We start from the raw sequence: 17,000 nt of genomic DNA, 5'->3' as shown, positions 1-17,000 counted from the left end.
CTCCGAGACAGGCCGCCGCGTGCTCCGCTCAGAAGTTCCACTTGTGCTTGTTGCGCTCGATGAAGCGCGCCACCGGCGGGATTCGCGCGATGAGCGGCGTGAGCACGAACACCGCCGCCAGCCGCAGGGGCTTCACCACCTGCGACGCCGCGTAGGCCGCCGCCCACGTGCCCGCCTGCTCGCCCGCACCGGACGGCTGGAAGCCCAGCCGGATGGCCGCGTAGAAGCCCACCAGCACCAGGCCGAAGATGACGTAGTTCGTCACCAACGCCAGCGGGCCGTACTCCAGCATCAGCGTCTTGAAGCGGGCCATCAACGACGGCTTCCCAGCCTTCGCCTCGGGAGTCGTTGTGGGTGGGGGCGTGTCGGAGACTGAAGGATTCACGTCGGGCTCAACAGGCGGCATGTCCACACCATGCCCCAAACGAGCGATGTCCGGGAAACAGAGCATGCTGCCCGCCGGGGGCCGGTCGGCCCTCCGGGTTGTCAGGGCTTGGGGGGGCGGGTTAAGGGATTGGGACGCGTCATGAAAGCCTCCCTCCGCCTCCTCATTCTCGTGGCCACCACGGTCCTCGTCGCGGACCAGGTGACCAAGTATCTGGCTGTGTCCCGGTTGACGGATGCCCTGGACGGGCGTGAAGGGATGGCCCGGGTGACGGGCTACTTCACCCTCCACAACCTCGACAACGACCCGCCTCGCGAGGACGGCGAGCGCAACGTGCTGCGGCCCCACCGCTTCGTGGAGGACTACTGGCACTTCCGCTACGTGGAGAACCCGGGCGCGGCGTGGGGCATGTTCGCCGACCTGCCCGACAGCGTGCGGCGCACGTTCTTCCACGTGGTGAGCGTGGCGGCGCTGGCCTTCATCTTCCTGATGTACCGCCGCACCCCGCTGGACCAGCAGCTGGCGCGCCTGGCGCTGGCGCTCATCACCGGCGGCGCACTGGGCAACTTCCTGGACCGGCTGATTCGCGGCTACGTCATCGACTTCGTCGACTGGCATTGGCGCAACCAGCCGGGCATGCGCTGGCCCACCTTCAACGTCGCGGACGCGGCCATCTGCGTGGGCGTGGCCTTCATGCTGCTGGACTCGCTGAAGGTGCGCCGCCCGGAGACCGTTCCGGCGCCGCTCGCCCAGAGCCCCAATCCGTGACGGGTGGGGGCCGGGTGGTGTAAGCCCAGGCCCGTGCCTCGCAAATACGTCATCCTCCTCGCCGTCACCCTGGGCGTCATCGCCCTGGACCAGTGGACGAAGTATCTCGTCGTCCGTGAGCTGACCTCCCAGATGCAGGGGCAGCAGACGCTGGGCGGCCGGCTGGGCGCCATGTTCAGCGCGCCGCCCGAGCGCGGCTTCGATGGGCTGCACTACCGCTCCCGCCGCAGCATCGAGGTGTCGGAGTCCTTCTTCCGCCTGCGCTACGCGGAGAACCCGGGCGCGGCGTGGGGTCTGTTCAGGAACCTCCCGCCCGAGCAGCGCGGCCCGCTCTTCCACGTGGTGAGCCTGGGCGCGGTGGTCCTCATCGTCTTCTACTTCCGCAAGCTGTCCGGCTCGGACCCGGAGGAGAAGTGGGCGCTGTGGGGCCTGCCGCTCGTCCTGGGGGGAGCGCTGGGCAACTACATCGACCGGCTGGCCCGGGGCTTCGTCATCGACTTCCTGGAGGCCCACTGGTTCGACAAGGCGGCGTGGCCGTCCTTCAACATCGCGGACGCGGCCATCTGCGTGGGCGTGGGCCTGCTGCTGGTGGACGCGTTCGTGCGCAAGGAGAAGCCCGCGCCGGCGCCCACCAAGGCCGCCTGAGCGTCACCTCGCCGGAGGGCCGCCCGAGCGGGCCGGCGTGCTCCCCGCCTTGCTCCGACGCGTGGCGCGGGTAGCCTCCCGAGCGCTCACGCCGCCCCTCTCGTCCGCCGGCAGGTCTCCATGCTCCCCGTCCTCTTCCGCCTCACCTTCACCAGCCTGTGGGCGCAGTTGCTGCTGTACGCCCTCGCCGTGGGCACGGTGGGCTACATCGCCTTCAACGGGTGGCGCGGCGCGGTGGGGGAGGTGGACCCGAAGACGGGCACGCGCAAGGCGGTGGTGCTCGCGGACCGGCTCCTGCGCGCGGCGGGCTTCGGGCTCGCGGGTGCGGGGCTGGCGTGGTTCGGCCTCAAGTACGCGCTGCCGGAGGGCGCCTTCCCCGGCGGCAAGGGCGAGGGCATCCCCCTGCACACCTACGGCGTGCTGCTCGCCACGGGCTTCATGACGGCGGTGACGGTGGCCGGGCGGCTGGCGCGGGACGAGTGGCGCAGGGTCGAGCTCGTCGATGGCCAGTGGGTGGACGTGGAGGGGCCCAAAAAGCGCGAGCAGGTGATGGACCTGGCCTTCTGGGTGCTCATCGGCGGCATTGGCGGCAGCCGGCTGCTCTTCGTGCTGGTCAACTGGAAGGACTACTCGCGCGACTGGACGCAGGCGTTGTCGCTGGGCGGCGGGCTTGTCTTCTACGGAGGGCTCATCGGCGCGGCGGTGGCGGCGTGGTTCTTCGCGCGCGCCCATGGCATGGACTTCCTGCGGCTGGCGGACGTGTGCATCCCCACCGTGTCGCTGGGACAGTGCCTGGGGCGGCTGGGCTGCTTCAGCGCGGGCTGCTGCTGGGGCGACGTGGCACCGGCCCACTCCGCGACGGCGGTGCACTTCCCGGGCTCGGGGCTGGCGCAGGACCTGTTCGGCCAGGTGGGCAATGCCTCCAGCCTCGCGTACACCTCCCAGCTCGACGACACGCGCTTCGTCGTGGAGGCGACAGGCCAGATTCTGCACCAGGCCGCGCCGGACGCCGTGCGCATCTCCGACTGGGTGGCCCAGCACGGACACACCCTGGGCGTCTACCCCACCCAGCTCTTCGAGTCCCTGGGGCAGCTCGTCCTCTTCGTGGCGCTGCTGTACGCCCGGCGCTTGCGCCGCTTCCACGGGCACATCTTCGCGCTGTGGCTGATGGCCTACGCGGTGCTGCGCACCACCGTGGAGCTGTTCCGCGGAGACGTGGAGCGCGGGACGCTGCACGGCCTGCTCGAGTCCCTGGGGGCCCAGGGGCTGGCGGACGCGGTGCCGTTGGAGGCCTGGTTCAACATTTCGACCAGCCAGTCCATCTCCCTGTGCATGTTCGCCCTCGGGGCGACGCTGCTCTACCAGAAGGGGCGACGAGGGGCGGGCGAGGCGGCGGGCGAGGCCGGACCGACACCGTCGGCGGCGTGAGGTTGATCCCCGGACGCCGGTTGGGGACACTCTGAGACGTCATGCCGCCCCCCGACGCCCGACAGTCCGCCGCGAAGTCCCCCGCCACGAAGGCCCCGGCGGACACCAGCTCCAGCGAGGCCGTCCTTCATGAGTGCGAGGCGCTGGAGGCGGAGCTGGCCGCGCTGCGCAACCTCTTCGAGCAGTACTTCCTGGGCAACGAGCGCAACCCGCCCACGCGCGCCCACGAGGACTTCAAGAAGCGGGTGAACAAGCTGAAGACGTCGTTCATCCGCAGCACCGCGGCCAAGTTCCGCGTGGGCAGCATCCACAGCAAGTTCCTCACGTACGAGCGGCTGTGGGTGCGCACGCTGCAGGAAATCGAAGCGGGCACGTACAAGCGCGACCTGTTCAAGGCCCGGCGTCGCGCGGAGGTGCGCGGAGGCTCGGCGAACAAGGACGCGAAGAAGGGCGTCGTCGAGCTGCCGGAGGACATCTCCGACATGGACTTCGAGGAGGTGGAGGAGGTGCTCCGCCCCCGCCCCGTCAACGAGCCACCCCTGGCCGCGGCCATCGCCGCCGCGGCGGTCGCCGCCTCCACGCCTTCCGCCGGGGGCACGCCCTTCCGTGGCACGCCCGCGGTGGCCAGCGCCTCGGCGGCGCCGAGCGTGGCGCCGGTGGCGGCCCCCGCCGGGTCGCGCGGAGGCATCCCGGGAATCGCCCCGCTGACGCCCGCCGTGGCGCCGGTGACGGGGACGCCCGCGCGCGGACTGCCCACGGTGACGTCGCCGCTCGCGGGCACGCCGGCGCGAGGCTCGGCCGCGGTTCCTCCGGGCATGGCCGCGAAGCCCGCGGGGACCCCCGTGCCCGTGGCACGTCCCTCGGCGGCGCCGGTCGCGGCGTCCAGGCCCGCGGCGCCCGTGGCCTCGGCGGCGCCCAAGCCCGCGGCGGCGGGAGGCGGCGGCATGTCGGACGACAAGCTGCGCGCCGTGTACGACGCGTACGTCACCGCGAAGCGGCGCTGCCAGGAGGACACCTCGAAGATGTCCTACGAGTCGGTGGCCGCCACGCTGCGCAAGCAGGTGCCGGAGCTGCTCAAGCAGCACAACGCCAAGGCGGTGGAGTTCAAGGTCGTCATCAAGGACGGCAAGGCCTCGCTCAAGGCCGTGCCGAAGTAGGCGCCTTCGCGATGAATCAGGACCTGGAATCGCTCAAGGCGCGCGTGTCGCGTCTGTCGGTGATGATTTTCGACATCGACGGGACGCTCACGGACGGGCGCATCTTCTGGGTGCCCAACTCCGGCTGGACGCAGATGTACAGCGTGCGCGACGGCATGGGCATCAAGCGCCTGCAGGAGGTGGGCATCGAGGTGGCCGCCATCTCCGGAGGAGACAGCCTGTCCGCGCAGATGCGGATGCAGTCGCTGGGCCTCAAGCACGTGCACTTCGGCAGCCAGGACAAGGTCGCGCACTTCGAGAAGCTGCTCGCGCTGCTGAACGTCTCCGCGGACCGGTGTGGCTACATGGGGGACGAGGTGGTGGACCTGCCGCTGCTCAAGGCGGTGGGCTTCTCCTCCGCGCCACCCGAGGCCCCTGACGAGGTCCGCGCCCAGGTGCACTACGTCGCACAGAAGCCCGCGGGCTTCGGCGCCGCGCGCGAGGTGTGCGAGTTCATCCTGCGGCACCGCTCGTAGCACCTGTCCGTCCCTCGAATTCCTCCAATCCACGCCTGGGTGCGGCGAATCGTCGGCTCCTGAAAAGTCGACGGGGTCGCTTGCCCGCACGGGTTGTCGCGTCATGGGGCCCTCCCTACCTTGGGCTTCGCACATGAGGCCGCTGGCCGGCGCGAGACACGTGGGAGGCGATGTGGGGATGCAGAGGTGGCTCGGGCTGTCGGTGGTGGTGGGCCTCGTGATGACGACGGGGTGCTCGACGCCGTCTGAAGAATCTCGGGAGCGGCTCGCGGTGCTGGAGGCGGAGGCCGAGGAGCTGGATGCGGTGCTGGACAATGTCGAGGAGCGACTGCTCGGCAACCAGGCCATGCTCCAGACGTGGCAGGAACTGGGGCGTCGTCATCAGGAGGTGACGCAGCTGCACTGCCAGACGTCGGAGCCGCACATCCTGGCGCGCATGAAGCACTACGAGAAGATGGAGGAGCGCGGACGCCAGACGCGCCGCCGCAACAGCGTGGCGGCGGTGGACCCGGTGCTCACCTCCGGCAAGTCGTCCAAGTCGCAGCACGGCGCCAACTGACGCGCGCTCACAGGCTCATGCGCTCGCGGAAGCGTTGGGACTGACGGCGTGACATCTCTATCTCCGGGCCTCCGCGAAGGCGCGCCACCAGCGTGCCGCCGGGGCCCGGCTCCAGGGTGTCGACGAAGTCCAGGTTGATGAGGTGCTGTCGACTCGCGCGGAAGAACCGCGCGGGGTCCAGCTTCTCCTCCAGGTAGCTCAACGAGCGCAAGAGCAGCGGCTGATGTCCCGCCAGGTGCAGCCGTGAGTAGTTGCCCTCGGACGTGATGAGCGGGACCTGCGAGAGCTGCACGAGCCAGCAGCGCTCGCCCTCCTTCACGAACACGCGCTCCAGCGGCGCTCCCGGGGCCCGCGTCGGCTCGGACGCGCGCTCCGTCTGTCGGCTGCGCTGCCGGACCCGCTCCAGCGCCTCGGTGAGTCGCTCCGCTTCGATGGGCTTGAGCAGGTAGTCGAGCGCGTTGACGGAGAAGGCGCGCACGGCGTGCGCATCGAACGCGGTGGTGAAGATGACGTCGGGAGGTTCGTCGAGCCGGGCGAGTACGTCGAAGCCGCTGCCTCCCGGCATCTGGATGTCGAGCAGGAGCAGGTCTGGCTCCAGCGACTCCACCTGACGACAGGCGTCGTCCACGTGGGTGGCCTCGCCCACGACTTCGACGTCGGGGAATGCGGCGAGCAGTCGGCGCAGCTCCGCGCGGGCCAGGCGTTCGTCGTCGACGATGAGGACTCTCATGAGGGCAGGGGGATGCGGACGCGCGCGGTGGTGAGGGCGGAGCCGGTCTGGTCGAGCTGGAGCGACGCGGTGGTGCCGCACAGCAGCCGCAGCCGCTCGCTCGCGTTGTGGAGTCCCACGCCGCCGGAGTGGGGAGCGGGAGGTGTGCCGACGGGCGCGGGGGTGTTGGCGACCTCGAGGATGAGTGAGCCCTCGCGCACGTGGGCCTGCACCGTCACCGCGCCGCCCTCGGGCGAAGGGGCGATGCCGTGCTTGATGGCGTTCTCCACCAGCGTCTGCACCAGCATCGCGGGCACGGGTACGGCGAGCGCCTCGGGAGACACGTCCTCGCGCACGCGGAGCCGCTCCTCGAGGCGGATGGCTTCCAGGCTCAGGTAGTCACGCACCACCTGGAGTTCCCGCCCGAGCGGCACCGTCTCCGCGTCCTTCGAGGCGAGCGCGTAGCGCAGCAGCGAGGACAGGTGGGTCACCGCCTGCTGGGCGCGGGCGGGGTCCTCGACGATGAGGGCCCGGACGCTGTTGAGACAGTTGAAGAGGAAGTGCGGCTGGAGCTGGGCCTTGAGGAAGCGCAGCTCCGAGGTCTGCGAGGCGATGTGTTGCTGCAGGCGCTCGTGCTCGGCGGTACGCGCGCGCTCGATGAAGTGGACCGCGAAGTACGTCAGGAGCCACATCATCATGACCACGGACCAGAAGGCGCCGCCGAAGATGATGTTGGTGAGCGAGAAGTCCTCGAACCCCTGGATGCGGAACACGAAGCGGGACAGGACGTGGGCCACCACGGACTGGGTGGCCCCCATCGCCAGACAGACGAGCAGCACGCGCGGCGCGAGGCGGGACAGGGACAGCCGGGCCCACTCCCGGAAGCCGAGTCGGACCCGGGCGACGTGGGTGATGAGCACGCCAGAGAGGCTCATCGCGACGAGCCAGAGCATCCTGCGCGCGAACTGCTCGTCGGGCCGCTGCATCATCACGATGGACAGCACGGACAGCAGGCCATTGATGATGGCGTACAGTCCCCAGCCGCCCACCTGGCAGGCTGCGTAGACCCGGGCGCGTCGGGATGACATGCGTGCTCCTGCCGTCATGAGGTCCTCGAGTCCATCACGCTTCAACGGTGGGACTCCACGCGCGTCAGCGGGCGTGCTCGTTCAGGAAGCCGTCGAGCGTGGTGAAGAAGCCCTCGGGGTCGTCCCACATGATGAAGTGCCGGGCCGTGTCGTGCATGACGACACGCGCGGTGGACAGGCCCTGGTACTGGCCGCGATAGAGCGCCTCGATGTTCTCGCGAGGGACGCTGCCCTTGAGCGCGGCCCACGAGCCGAAGACGAAGGTGGGCGCGGTGATGCGCGGCAGCTCCGGGCGCAGGTCGGTGGTGGACATCTCGTACATGGCCTGTGCGATGGTCTCCGCGTCGGAGTCGACGCCCCATCGGACGCCGACCTCGCGCCGAGCCTCGTCGGTGGCGTAGATGCGCATCGCCTGTTGAGAGGCCTGGGTGCGCTGCTCCAGCGTCTGCTGGCGCACGTGGGCGCGGCCCTGCTCGGCGAACGGTCGGGAGGTCTCGACGGTGGCGCCGGGGTACATGAGGGCGGGCAGGAAGGGCACGCTGTCCACGATGAAGAGTCCGCCCACCAGGTCGGGCGCCTCGGCGGCCAGCGAGAGCGCCAGCACGCCGCCCAGGCTGTGTCCGACGATGATGGGCTTCTCGAGCTTGTGCTCACGGATGTACGCGATGAGCGCCGTGCGCATGGTGGCGAAGAAGGGCGCGGGGATGGCGGGCTGACCCGCGAAGCCGGCGAGCGTGAAGACGTGGCTGTCGTAGCCGCCCTTCAGGTGGGCCACCGTCTCGTCCCACACCGCGCCGGACGAGGCGAGGCCGGGGATGAACAGGACGGGGCGTCCCTTGCCGGAGCGCTTCACCTGGAAGGCGGCCGGGGCGGCGGGGGCGCTGATGGCCGCGGCGGTGGTGGAGGGGCTGGAGGTGGTGGCGCAGCCGACGAGCAGACAGAGGGTGCAGAGCGCGGTCAAAAGTGGCGTGGGACGCATGGACCTTCCTCGGGTGACGGACGCCGCGGGAGGCGCGGTGTCGGACGAGGAGAAAGGTACGCCCCGGAATCGTGCTCGCTCCGGATACTCCATGAGCGGTCCGTCCCGGGGATGAGCGGTGGGCAGCGGGGACGTGCTACCGCGCGCGGAGCTCCTCGCGAATCTCCATGAGGATGCGGCCGAGCATGTTCTTTCCGCTGCCGTCTCCGCCGTCGCCCCAGTAGTCATCCTGGTCCGTGTGCTCGACGAGCCGTGCGTCACCCGTGTCCAGGAGCAACCGGGCCAGGTCCTCGTGCTGGGTGAACTTGGCGCGCACGGCCTCGCGCATGACGGAGACCTTGATGGACTCCCAGTCCCGACGGAGCTTGCGCTTGCGGTCGCGCCCCATGCGCGCGGCGAGCATGGGCGTGCGCGCCTGACGGAGGGACTCCTGGTCCTCGGGAGCCTCGAACTTGCGAGCCTGGAAGTAGTGCTCGCTGGTGGGCCACGTCCTGCCGCCGAGCTTGATGGGGTAGGGCGCGAAGTTCGAGCACCAGCCATGTGCGTCGGTGACGCTGTAGAAACGGATGACCTCGCTCATGGGTGTCCCAAGCGTGCCAGGACTTCACCCGGTTTGCCTTTGCTCGCCGGTTCCACATGCAAGGCCGTCTCGAATCCGCCCATGTGTCGCGCTTTCGGGAGTGCCAACAGGCGTCATGCCCCGCGTCATGGCGGGTACTTCATGACACGCTCGCTTTCCAGACTTCACCCCCTGTGGAGCCGGGTCGCAAGGGATTCCGCTGGGCAGGCGAGCGGGCACACCGGTCCGTGACGACGTGGTCGAATCCAGGTAGAACCGCCGCCGTGACACGCACCGCGCACACGGTCCTCGCCGCCCTTGGAGCGGGGTTGTTGGGATGCAACGACCTGGAGGTCTGTGGCTCGACGTCCCAGGACGTCACCCGTGACGACGGGAGCGTCTATCGGTGTGTCACCTCCGAGGACTGTCCGCGGACCTCCCGTGTCGATGTGTGCGTCACCGACGTCTCGCCCATCGCCGAGTGCGTGAGCTGCGTGGAGTCGCGCTGCGTCACCATCATCCCGGAGAAGTGCTAGTGCGGACGCTGCGACTGTCGCTCGTGGTGCTGGCCCTGGCGGGTGCCGGGTGTCGCGACAAGCCGGTGGACCACCTGCAGCGCGCTCGCGACGCCACCTTCGAGAAGCGACCGGACGAGGCGCTCGTCGAGTACCGCAAGGCCTTCGACATGTTGCGCCACGACAGCACGCCGGAGGCGCTCGTGCTGCGCGCCCGCTCGCTCAAGGGCGCCGCGGACGTCTACTGGCTGGAGCAGCGCAAGGTGAAGGAGGCCGTGGGCGTCTACCGCGAGCTCATCCAGCAGTGCCCCGAGTCCCCCGAGGCGCTCGAGGCCCGCATCATCCTGGCGGAGCTGTTGCGCGTGCACTACCGCGACCTGCGCGGCGCCATCGACCAGCTCACCGCGGCGCTGCAGCGCAACCCGCCGCAGGGCGCGGAGCTGCACTACCAGGTGGCCAAGCTCTACTTCGAGCTGGGTGACTATCAGCAGTGCGAGCTGGAGACGCGCCGCCTCGTCGAGCGCTTCGCCACCAGCGTCTTCGTGGACGACACGCTGTTCCTCCAGGCCCAGGCCATCGCGATGATGGAGGGCCGTCGGCAGGAGGCCTCGCGCGCCTTCGCGGACCTGCGCACGCGCTTCCCGGACTCGGAGCTGTCCCCGCACGCGCTCTTCGAGATGGGCAAGCTGCGCTCGGACGCCGGCGAGCACGAGAAGGCCATCGAGACGTGGGTGGAGACGCTGAAGACGCATCCCGACCCCACGCTGGTGCAGGACTACATCGCCCGCGCCCGCAAGCGCATCGCCAACACCACCGCCGAGGGTGTGGGCCAGCGCGAGGTGGCGTTCGACCGCGCCCGTCCCGCGCGTTCCTCGCTCGAGGCCGTGGGCGGCAGGCCCGAAGAAGCCGCGCACGAGCACGACTGACCGGCGCCGCTACGCCGGGACGTCCAGCACCGCTTCCAAGAGGGGCGCCGCCACGGACGGGTCATCCGCGTCCGCCACCAGCAGCAGGTGCACGCGTCCACCCTCCACGCGCGCGTCCACGCCCTCCAGCTTCACCTTCGCGTCGACGACGTCCAGGAACAGCGGCGTCCCATCCGGCGCCAGCAGGCCCACCGCGGAGCCCGCCACCGCGCCGTCCGAATAGGTATCCGGCGAGGCCTCCGCCGTCGCGGTGAAGATCATCCGTCCATCGGGCAGGGGCGAGGCGTCCGTGAAGGACAGCCGCACGCCGCCCGTGCGGCCCAGCTCCCAGCGCAGCGTGGTGCGCACCACCTCCGGCCCCAGCGCGCCCACCTCGATGGCGCGCATCGCGCGCTCCCGGTCCAGGTCCACCAGCGCATCCACGCCCGCGTCGCCGTTGCCCCGCTGGAGCAGCCGCAGCCGTCCACCCACCACCGCCGCGCCCTCGATGTTGAGCGAGCCCAGCTCTCGCGAGAGCTGCTGGTACATCGTCGCGCAGTCCACCGTCCGGACCTCGCCCGTGAGCGAGCCATCCGCGCCCAGCGTCACCAGCGCCCCGCGCATGCGCGCCAAGGTGGAGCCCGAGGGCAGCGCCAGCAGGGCCCCATGAGGCGCACCCGCCAGGGGACCCAGCAGACAGAGCGCCTCCAGGTCCGGCTTGGCCGCCTTGCGCGCGGCGGGCTCCTCGGGCAGCTCACCTTCGAACAGTCGCGACAGCCGCCCCGGTGCATCCCCGCGCGCGGGGAACGTCGCCAGGTGCAGCGAGTCATCCGCGACGACGTGCAGCCAGTCTCCGACGCGCACCAGGCCGCTGGCGGCGCTGACATGCGCGGGGAGGCCCGGGGACTCGGGGGCCTCCAGGGTGAGGGTGCGCCGTGGGGTGGTGCGAATCATGGCCGGGCTCCCGTCGCGGCAGGCGCGTTCAGAGCAGCGTACCGCGCAGCAGGAGGCTGGCGACGGTGAAGTAGATGACGACGCCGCTGACGTCCACCAGTGTGGCGACGAAGGGCGCCGAGGCGCTCGCGGGGTCGAAGCCGAAGCGGCGCAGCACCAGGGGCAGCATGGAGCCCGCGAGCGTTCCGAACGTCACCACGCCCAGCACGGACAGCGCCACCGCGCAGCCCAGCAGGAACGCGTGCTCGCCATACGCGCCGGACACCTCCTGCCACACGACGATGCGCGCCAGGCCCACCGCGCCCAGCACGAAGCCCAGCACCAGGCCGGACAGCACCTCGCGCCGCGCCACGCGCCACCAGTCCTTCAGCCGCATCTCGCCCAGGGCGAGCGCGCGGATGATGAGCGTGGAGGCCTGGCTGCCGGAGTTGCCGCCGGAGGAGATGATGAGCGGCACGAAGAGGCTGAGCACCACCGCGCGCTCAATCGCACCCTCGAAGCTGCTCATGGCGGTGGCGGTGAGCATCTGCCCGAGGAAGAGCACCAGCAGCCAGCCGATGCGCTTCTTGAGCATCCCGAAGAAGCCGACCTCGAAGTAGGGGGCCTCGAGGGCCTCCATGCCGCCGACCTTCTGGATGTCCTCGGTGGCCTCTTCCTGGACGACGTCGACGATGTCGTCCACCGTGACGATGCCCTTCATCCGGTTCTGCTCGTCGAGCACGGGCAGCGCCATGAAGCCGTGCTCGGTGAACAGCTGGCTCACCACTTCCTGGTCCGTGTTCTCCGACACCGTGACGACGTCGTGCTGCATGACGTCCGCGACCTTCTTGTCGCTGGCGGCCTGGAAGAGCTGGCGCAAGGACAGCACGCCCTGCAGGCGCTGCTCGGCGTCCAGCGCGTACGCGTAGTAGACGGTCTCCACCTTTTCGCGCGCCTGCTTGCGCAGGTAGCCGATGGCCTCGTCGATGGTCATCTCCGGCCGCACGCGCGCGAAGCGCGGGTTCATCAGACCACCGGCGTCGTCCTCCGCGTAGGCGAGCAGGACGTTGACCTCTCGACGGCTGGCGTCGTCCAGCTGCGCGAGGATGGCGTCCGCCTGCCCCGGCTCCACCGCCACCGCCTGCACCAGGTCCGCCAGGTCGTCCGGCGGCAACAGACGCACCCAGGTGCGCCGCTCGCTGGCGGGCAGGTGGGTGATGAGCTCCGCCTGTTCGCGCGCGGACAGGTCGAGGAAGAAGTCGTCCGCCACCGACGTCGGCAGGAGCCGGAAGCCCTCCAGGCGCTCGTCGATGGAGAGCACCGGCCACACCTCATGGAGCTCCTCCACGGAGAGGGAAGCGCTCTGAGGGCTGTCCATCATGGGGCTCGCCTCGGCTGGTGTACGCGCGCGGCCAGTCGCGACGCGCCGGCCTCTCTACACCCGCACGGCGAGCGCGGCGAGAGGCAGGCAACCATCCCCGCGCGCTTTTTCCACGGACGTCACCGCCTCGCGTGGAAAGCTCGCCCGTGTGGGCTCCAAGGGAGGGTCTCGGCGGGGCCTCTCAGGGCCAGGCCTGCTCGTAGACGGTGGTGAAACCTCCGAGGGGACGCGAATCGCCACCCCAGTAGAAGCGGGGGGAGGCGTCGCGCGAGCCCTCGGAGAGGGGGAAGTGGGTGGGCAACAGCTCCAGTCCGAGCACGGGCCGTCCGCTCAGGCGCCGGGGTTGGGACAGCCGGGCTTCACCGGTGGTGGAGTAGAGGGTGGGCACGGTGGGGCCCAGGTGGAGGAACGCCTCGGTGACCCCCAGCGACAGCTCCAGGCCGAGCGCGCCGTCCTGCTCCAGTCGGCCTCTCTCGAGTGTCCATCGGTAGAGCGTCCGCTCGGGGAACAGGGGCTGGGCGGAGCCGAGCAGGGTCCACAGGGCGCCGTCCTCCAGGCCCACGGGGCGGCCTCGCAGCGGCGCGCAGGGCTCGTCCGTCACCGGCAGGAGGCTGCCCTCGACGGAGGGCTCGAAGGGGCAGGCCTGGCTGTCCTGTGCGCCACGGAGCATCGACAGGACGAGGACGCGCCGCGCCGACGCGCGCACGAGCAGCCCCGTCGACTGGTCCCTCCCGAAGCGCCCCGGAGTCGCCGTCCCCCACCAGGGCGTGGACGGTGGCGCGGTGAGCACCCCGGCGTCGGTGAGCACGAAGCGGTGGAGCCGTTCGCTGTCGAGCACCACCAGCTCGTTCTCCGAGGCCAGTCGCGCCTGGAGGGGCCGGGTGCCCAGCGCGTCCGTGAGCAGCGAGTCGGTGAGCTCCAACTCGGCGCCGGTGTCCACGTAGCGGCGCACGCGCCCGTCTCCCACCACCCAGACGACGTTGCCGGAGACGGAGACGTCGGCGGGGGTGGTGGCGGTGCCCAGGCGCAAAGGGCGGTCCGCGGCGCCGCGCACGGCCACGCCATCACACAGCCACAGGCCTCGCGTGGTGCGGTCCAGCTGACCGCACCTGGGCAGCGGCAGGGTGACGGGCGTGGGGCTTCCACGCCACGCGCCGGCCACATGGACGCCGAGCTGGCGCACGCCGCCCACGGGCGCGAAGGAGAGCAGGACGTGGTGTCGTCCCACGGAGGTGGGAGTGAAGCTCACCGTGGCCTCGCCGCCCATGTCGCTCAGGGAGACTTCCGCGGGGACCCGGTGGTTCTCCGGGTCCAGCACCTCGGCGGTGGCGGTGTCGGGGGCCTGGGCGGGACTGCCGTTGTCGCAGGCCAGCATCAGGGTGGCGACGTCCATCCTCAGCGAGGCGGCGGTGCCCAGGGGGACCACCACCGGGTCGCGGGTGAACAGCCCCGTCGCGGGGCTCACGGTGCACAGGGGCGCCTGGTCGTCCGCCGAGCAACCGACGCTGGCGAGCACCGCGGCCAGGGTGAGGGGGAGGGAGGTCTTCATCCAGCGGCCATCTCACCCGACGTCCGAGCCTCCCCCGGCCAGGGAGCGCTGCGACGCGGGCTTCCACGAACCTCATAGCGCGAACGGGGGACGCGGTCAGCCCTGCTTCCGGGGTGGGTGTCACCTCGTGGATGCCCGGGGCTCTGGCGCGTGACGGGATGGGAATCACTCGCATGTCAGGGATGAAATATCCGCGCGTCTCTTTTCGCTGAAAGGAGCGGTGACCATGACGACGGCGAACCTGACGAGCCCGATGAACCCCGAGATCCTGAACGACACTGTCAGCGGCATCGATGCGCTCGCGCCCGCCGCGCTACGTCCCGCTCCTCTTCCCGCCCTGCTGGGCGATGCCGCCGGCGGTCGACCGCCCGGAACCTGAGACCCCAGGCCCGTCCCCTCGAGGACGTGGCCGAAGGTACCAGGGCCGGGCTCCCCTCGAGGGAACCCGGCCCTTCTCATGTTCCGGGCCTCCCGCCCCCCAGCACACGCAGCCTTGGCCGAGAGGCGAGGCACCTGAGCGCCACTCAGGACCACGCGGGTTCGACTCCCGCAGGCTGCTTCACGAGCACACCGCAGGGACGCAACGCAGCCTTGGCCGAGGGGAAAGGCACCTGAGAGCCACTCAGGACCGCGCGGGTTCGACTCCCGCAGGCTGCTTCACGAGACACATGTGGGGTCGTAGCTCAGCGGGAGAGCGCTCGGTTCGCATCCGAGAGGTCCCGGGTTCAATCCCCGGCGGCTCCATTCAATCACAGTCGTTGTCGTCTGTTTCAAACGCCGCGGTAGCCCAATTGGTAGAGGTGCTGCGCTCAGAACGCAGAGGTTGCGGGTTCGACTCCCGCCCGCGGCATGGTGCTTCACGGGACGTAGCTCAGCTTGGACAAGAGCGCGCGCTTGGGGTGCGCGAGGTCGCTGGTTCGAATCCAGTCGTCCCGACTCGTTGCAGGCAGTGGTGGTTTCCTGGATGTAGCTCAGTCTGGCCAGAGCGCACGGTTCGGATCCGTGAGGTCGCAGGTTCAAATCCTGTCATCCAGATGTGAAGTGTTTCATGCTCCGGGATGCGATTGGATCGCAGCACGGCCGTCTACCGTGTGAACAGGGTTCGATTCCCTGTCGGAGCGCTGGAAGCACCCCTTCAGGGACCGTGGTTCAACGGGAGAATGCTCGGACGGCATCCGAGCGGTCCGGGTTCGATTCCCGGCGGTTCCATTCACCTCAGGCGGAGATGGGGGAGCAGATCTCCACCAGCACGCCGTTGAGGTCCTGCACGTAGGCCACCGACTGTCCCCAGGGCTTCTGCTTGGGTGGTTGGACGGGGCTTGCGCCTGCCTTCACCGAGTGCTCGTAGGCGCCCGCGACATCGGGCGTGACGAGCGCCACCTCCACCGCGGCGGGAGTCTCCTTCGGCCGATGGAAGCGCACGGTGAGCCCGTTGTGTCCGGCCATCTCCTCTGACGCGAAGGCCAGGGCGGTGGTGCCCGTGTCCAGCTCTCCGTACGTGTTGCTCTCGTGGAGGAAGCGCCGCTTCAGGCCGAAGGCCTTCTCGTAGAACGCGAGGGTGGCGGGGACGTCCGGGACGTAGAGGATGACATAGCCGAGCTTCATGAGAGGGCTCCGAGGTGGGAGTGAGGACGCCGATGGAGGCGGTCTCTCATGGGCCCGCTGGGGTGTCTTGAAGAAATCGGACGCGGCTCATTCCAGCAGGCCGGTGGGAGACACTCCCGCCAGCTCTCGGACCTCCCGGGTGAAGTGGGCCTGGTCCGAGTAGCCGCAGTCGAGCGCCACGGTGCTCAGCGCGGAGTTCCCCGCGCGAAGCTGCCCCAGTGCTCGCTGGAAGCGCAGCACCCGGGCGAGCAGCTTGGGCGCCGTGCCTGCTTCCTCGAGGATGTCGCGGTGTAGGGTCCGCTCGCTGATGCCCAGCTCGCGCGCCAGCGCGGACATGCGCACCTGTCCCGAGGAGGACTGGAGACACTGGAGCGCGTGGGTGGTCCGGGCCTTCGGCAGGTGTCGCGGCGAGGCATTGCGGCGCAGGAGCTCTTGTTGGAGCAGGGCCTGGGCGTGCTCGAGGGAGCGGCAAGCGGACAGCCGTTGCTGGAGTGAGACGAGGGCTGGCGCGCAGTCCTTCACGGGGACGTTGAGGTTGCACAGCTCGCGAGGGCTCACGCCGAGCAGCGCGAGCGCCCAGCCGGGCTTGAGCCGGATTCCGAGGCTCACCGAGCCGGGGGCCTCCTTCACGAGCGCGAAGGACTCCATGGGGCCGACCACCGTCACGCGGGGCTCATCGCCGCGGCCCAGGGCGCGCACGTCCGGGAAGCGCACGATGAGGTCCGTGCAGCCGTCGGGGAGAATGCGGTGGAGGCCTGGCGCGGCGGTGGAGGGCGTGACGTAGCGCCAGAGCGCGTCCACCCGGTCGGCCATGAAGGCCGGCGGCGCCAGCTCCGTGTATCCACCCTCGAGCATCCCTCGGTCTCCTCCTGGGGAGAGGATAGTACCGGGCGGCTCATTCCGCGCGGGCCTCGAGCCGGGCGAGGGGGATGGCGCCAGAGGGCTCGCGGGCCGCTGTGCACGGTGTGCTCGCATTGAAGACACATGTCTTTGTCAGGGCGAGAAGTCGAGCGCGTCTGTCGTTGGCGAAAGGAGCGGTGAATCTGCCGATGGTGAATCCGATGAGCCCGATGAATCTCAAGCGCAAGAACGACACTGTCCGCGGCATCGCCGTGCTGTTCGCGAACACCGAGCAGGACACCGTCTCCGAGGACGAGCTGTGGGAGGGAATCGCTTCCTTCCGTAGCGCTCCACCCGGCCGTTGAGCTTCCTGGCCACGTCTCGATGACGTGGCCGGGCGGTTTCAGACTCGACTTTCGCCATTTTAGAGCGAGGGAGAGAGCGCGGCGGTCTACTCCGCGCTCTCCAGAGATGGCGGGG

At 70.0% G+C, this 17,000-nt stretch carries 20 protein-coding genes and 7 tRNA genes; 17 read left to right on the top strand and 10 right to left on the bottom strand.

Translation table 11 applies throughout. The annotated features are described in order from the left end of the window. Positions 1–28 precede the first annotated feature (28 nt). The gene (locus K8640_RS37080) at positions 29–313 is read right to left on the bottom strand and encodes a hypothetical protein (protein ID WP_223751423.1); all 285 of its coding nucleotides are present in this window, start codon (positions 311–313) and stop codon (positions 29–31) included. Between the two features lie 213 nt (positions 314–526). On the opposite strand from K8640_RS37080, the gene lspA (K8640_RS37075) reads away from it, so the two are divergent. From lspA (K8640_RS37075) to K8640_RS37050, 6 genes are all read left to right on the top strand, one after another. Further along, positions 527–1,153: a signal peptidase II gene (lspA, locus tag K8640_RS37075; RefSeq protein WP_223751422.1), complete on the top strand. Its 627-nt coding sequence runs from the start codon at positions 527–529 to the stop codon at positions 1,151–1,153. 33 nt (positions 1,154–1,186) lie between these two features. Continuing rightward, positions 1,187–1,798: a signal peptidase II gene (lspA, locus tag K8640_RS37070; RefSeq protein WP_223751421.1), complete on the top strand. Its 612-nt coding sequence runs from the start codon at positions 1,187–1,189 to the stop codon at positions 1,796–1,798. A gap of 120 nt (positions 1,799–1,918) precedes the next feature. Further along, a complete protein-coding gene (locus K8640_RS37065) occupies positions 1,919–3,226 on the top strand; it encodes a prolipoprotein diacylglyceryl transferase (RefSeq protein ID WP_223751420.1) in 1,308 nt (435 codons plus the stop codon). 41 nt (positions 3,227–3,267) lie between these two features. Next, positions 3,268–4,383: an MXAN_5187 C-terminal domain-containing protein gene (locus K8640_RS37060; RefSeq protein ID WP_223751419.1), complete on the top strand. Its 1,116-nt coding sequence runs from the start codon at positions 3,268–3,270 to the stop codon at positions 4,381–4,383. A gap of 11 nt (positions 4,384–4,394) precedes the next feature. Further along, positions 4,395–4,898, top strand: a complete 504-nt coding sequence (locus tag K8640_RS37055; RefSeq protein ID WP_141324151.1) for an HAD family hydrolase — start codon at positions 4,395–4,397, stop codon at positions 4,896–4,898. 178 nt (positions 4,899–5,076) lie between these two features. Continuing rightward, positions 5,077–5,457 (top strand): lipoprotein, encoded by a 381-nt coding sequence (locus K8640_RS37050; RefSeq protein WP_046710570.1) that lies wholly within the window; start codon positions 5,077–5,079, stop codon positions 5,455–5,457. A 7-nt stretch (positions 5,458–5,464) separates the two neighbouring features. Here K8640_RS37050 and K8640_RS37045 read toward each other — a convergent pair whose 3' ends face one another. The 4 genes from K8640_RS37045 to K8640_RS37030 form a co-directional block, all read right to left on the bottom strand. After that, positions 5,465–6,187, bottom strand: a complete 723-nt coding sequence (locus tag K8640_RS37045) for a LytTR family DNA-binding domain-containing protein (protein ID WP_223751418.1) — start codon at positions 6,185–6,187, stop codon at positions 5,465–5,467. Next, positions 6,184–7,254, bottom strand: coding sequence for a sensor histidine kinase (locus K8640_RS37040; RefSeq protein WP_223751417.1), 1,071 nt, complete (start codon positions 7,252–7,254; stop codon positions 6,184–6,186). Before K8640_RS37040 ends, K8640_RS37045 begins: the two co-directional genes overlap by 4 nt. A 64-nt stretch (positions 7,255–7,318) precedes the next feature. After that, positions 7,319–8,233 (bottom strand): alpha/beta fold hydrolase, encoded by a 915-nt coding sequence (locus K8640_RS37035; protein WP_223751416.1) that lies wholly within the window; start codon positions 8,231–8,233, stop codon positions 7,319–7,321. Positions 8,234–8,369: 136 nt separating this feature from the next. Next, positions 8,370–8,813 carry an NADAR family protein gene (locus K8640_RS37030; protein WP_223751415.1) on the bottom strand — a complete coding sequence of 148 codons (444 nt, stop codon included), beginning with the start codon at positions 8,811–8,813 and terminating at the stop codon, positions 8,370–8,372. A gap of 263 nt (positions 8,814–9,076) precedes the next feature. Here K8640_RS37030 and K8640_RS37025 point away from each other — a divergent pair, with 263 nt between their 5' ends. Together K8640_RS37025 and K8640_RS37020 are read left to right on the top strand one after the other, a co-directional pair. Next, positions 9,077–9,328: a hypothetical protein gene (locus K8640_RS37025; RefSeq protein WP_141331850.1), complete on the top strand. Its 252-nt coding sequence runs from the start codon at positions 9,077–9,079 to the stop codon at positions 9,326–9,328. Beyond that, the gene (locus K8640_RS37020) at positions 9,328–10,233 is read left to right on the top strand and encodes a tetratricopeptide repeat protein (protein ID WP_223751414.1); all 906 of its coding nucleotides are present in this window, start codon (positions 9,328–9,330) and stop codon (positions 10,231–10,233) included. Before K8640_RS37025 ends, K8640_RS37020 begins: the two co-directional genes overlap by 1 nt. Before the next feature lie 9 nt (positions 10,234–10,242). On the opposite strand, the gene K8640_RS37015 is transcribed toward K8640_RS37020, so the two are convergent. The 3 genes from K8640_RS37015 to K8640_RS37005 all read right to left on the bottom strand — a co-directional run bounded on the left by K8640_RS37015 (position 10,243) and on the right by K8640_RS37005 (position 14,075). Further along, positions 10,243–11,166 carry a DUF6929 family protein gene (locus K8640_RS37015; RefSeq protein WP_223751413.1) on the bottom strand — a complete coding sequence of 308 codons (924 nt, stop codon included), beginning with the start codon at positions 11,164–11,166 and terminating at the stop codon, positions 10,243–10,245. Positions 11,167–11,194: 28 nt separating this feature from the next. Next, positions 11,195–12,526 carry a magnesium transporter gene (gene mgtE, locus K8640_RS37010; RefSeq protein WP_223751412.1) on the bottom strand — a complete coding sequence of 444 codons (1,332 nt, stop codon included), beginning with the start codon at positions 12,524–12,526 and terminating at the stop codon, positions 11,195–11,197. A 181-nt stretch (positions 12,527–12,707) separates the two neighbouring features. Beyond that, positions 12,708–14,075, bottom strand: coding sequence for a hypothetical protein (locus K8640_RS37005; protein WP_223751411.1), 1,368 nt, complete (start codon positions 14,073–14,075; stop codon positions 12,708–12,710). 226 nt (positions 14,076–14,301) lie between these two features. On the opposite strand from K8640_RS37005, the gene K8640_RS37000 reads away from it, so the two are divergent. The 8 genes from K8640_RS37000 to K8640_RS36965 all read left to right on the top strand — a co-directional run bounded on the left by K8640_RS37000 (position 14,302) and on the right by K8640_RS36965 (position 15,284). Next, entirely contained in the window at positions 14,302–14,454 is a 153-nt protein-coding gene (locus K8640_RS37000) for a hypothetical protein (protein ID WP_170300441.1), read from the top strand. A gap of 108 nt (positions 14,455–14,562) precedes the next feature. Then, positions 14,563–14,634, top strand: a tRNA-Gly gene (locus K8640_RS36995). Positions 14,635–14,660: 26 nt separating this feature from the next. Continuing rightward, positions 14,661–14,732 (top strand) — tRNA-Gly (locus K8640_RS36990). Positions 14,733–14,747: 15 nt separating this feature from the next. Further along, positions 14,748–14,819 (top strand) — tRNA-Ala (locus tag K8640_RS36985). A 32-nt stretch (positions 14,820–14,851) separates the two neighbouring features. After that, positions 14,852–14,925: transfer RNA gene (locus K8640_RS36980), tRNA-Leu, on the top strand. 10 nt (positions 14,926–14,935) lie between these two features. Next, positions 14,936–15,011 (top strand) — tRNA-Pro (locus K8640_RS36975). A 24-nt stretch (positions 15,012–15,035) separates the two neighbouring features. Then, positions 15,036–15,110: transfer RNA gene (locus K8640_RS36970), tRNA-Pro, on the top strand. A gap of 103 nt (positions 15,111–15,213) precedes the next feature. Next, positions 15,214–15,284, top strand: a tRNA-Ala gene (locus tag K8640_RS36965). Positions 15,285–15,290: 6 nt separating this feature from the next. On the opposite strand, the gene K8640_RS36960 is transcribed toward K8640_RS36965, so the two are convergent. Both K8640_RS36960 and K8640_RS36955 read right to left on the bottom strand, forming a co-directional pair. Further along, positions 15,291–15,680, bottom strand: coding sequence for a VOC family protein (locus tag K8640_RS36960; RefSeq protein WP_223751410.1), 390 nt, complete (start codon positions 15,678–15,680; stop codon positions 15,291–15,293). 87 nt (positions 15,681–15,767) lie between these two features. Further along, the gene (locus tag K8640_RS36955) at positions 15,768–16,535 is read right to left on the bottom strand and encodes an AraC family transcriptional regulator (protein ID WP_223751409.1); all 768 of its coding nucleotides are present in this window, start codon (positions 16,533–16,535) and stop codon (positions 15,768–15,770) included. A 206-nt stretch (positions 16,536–16,741) separates the two neighbouring features. On the opposite strand from K8640_RS36955, the gene K8640_RS36950 reads away from it, so the two are divergent. Then, positions 16,742–16,885: a hypothetical protein gene (locus K8640_RS36950; protein WP_223751408.1), complete on the top strand. Its 144-nt coding sequence runs from the start codon at positions 16,742–16,744 to the stop codon at positions 16,883–16,885. The last annotated feature ends 115 nt before the right edge of the window (positions 16,886–17,000 follow it).

This window comes from Myxococcus sp. XM-1-1-1, assembly GCF_020037095.1.
In the GTDB taxonomy this organism is placed as follows: domain Bacteria; phylum Myxococcota; class Myxococcia; order Myxococcales; family Myxococcaceae; genus Myxococcus; species Myxococcus fulvus.
The sequence above is the reverse complement of the archived record's forward strand: the minus strand, read 5'-3'. Positions and strand labels throughout refer to the sequence as shown.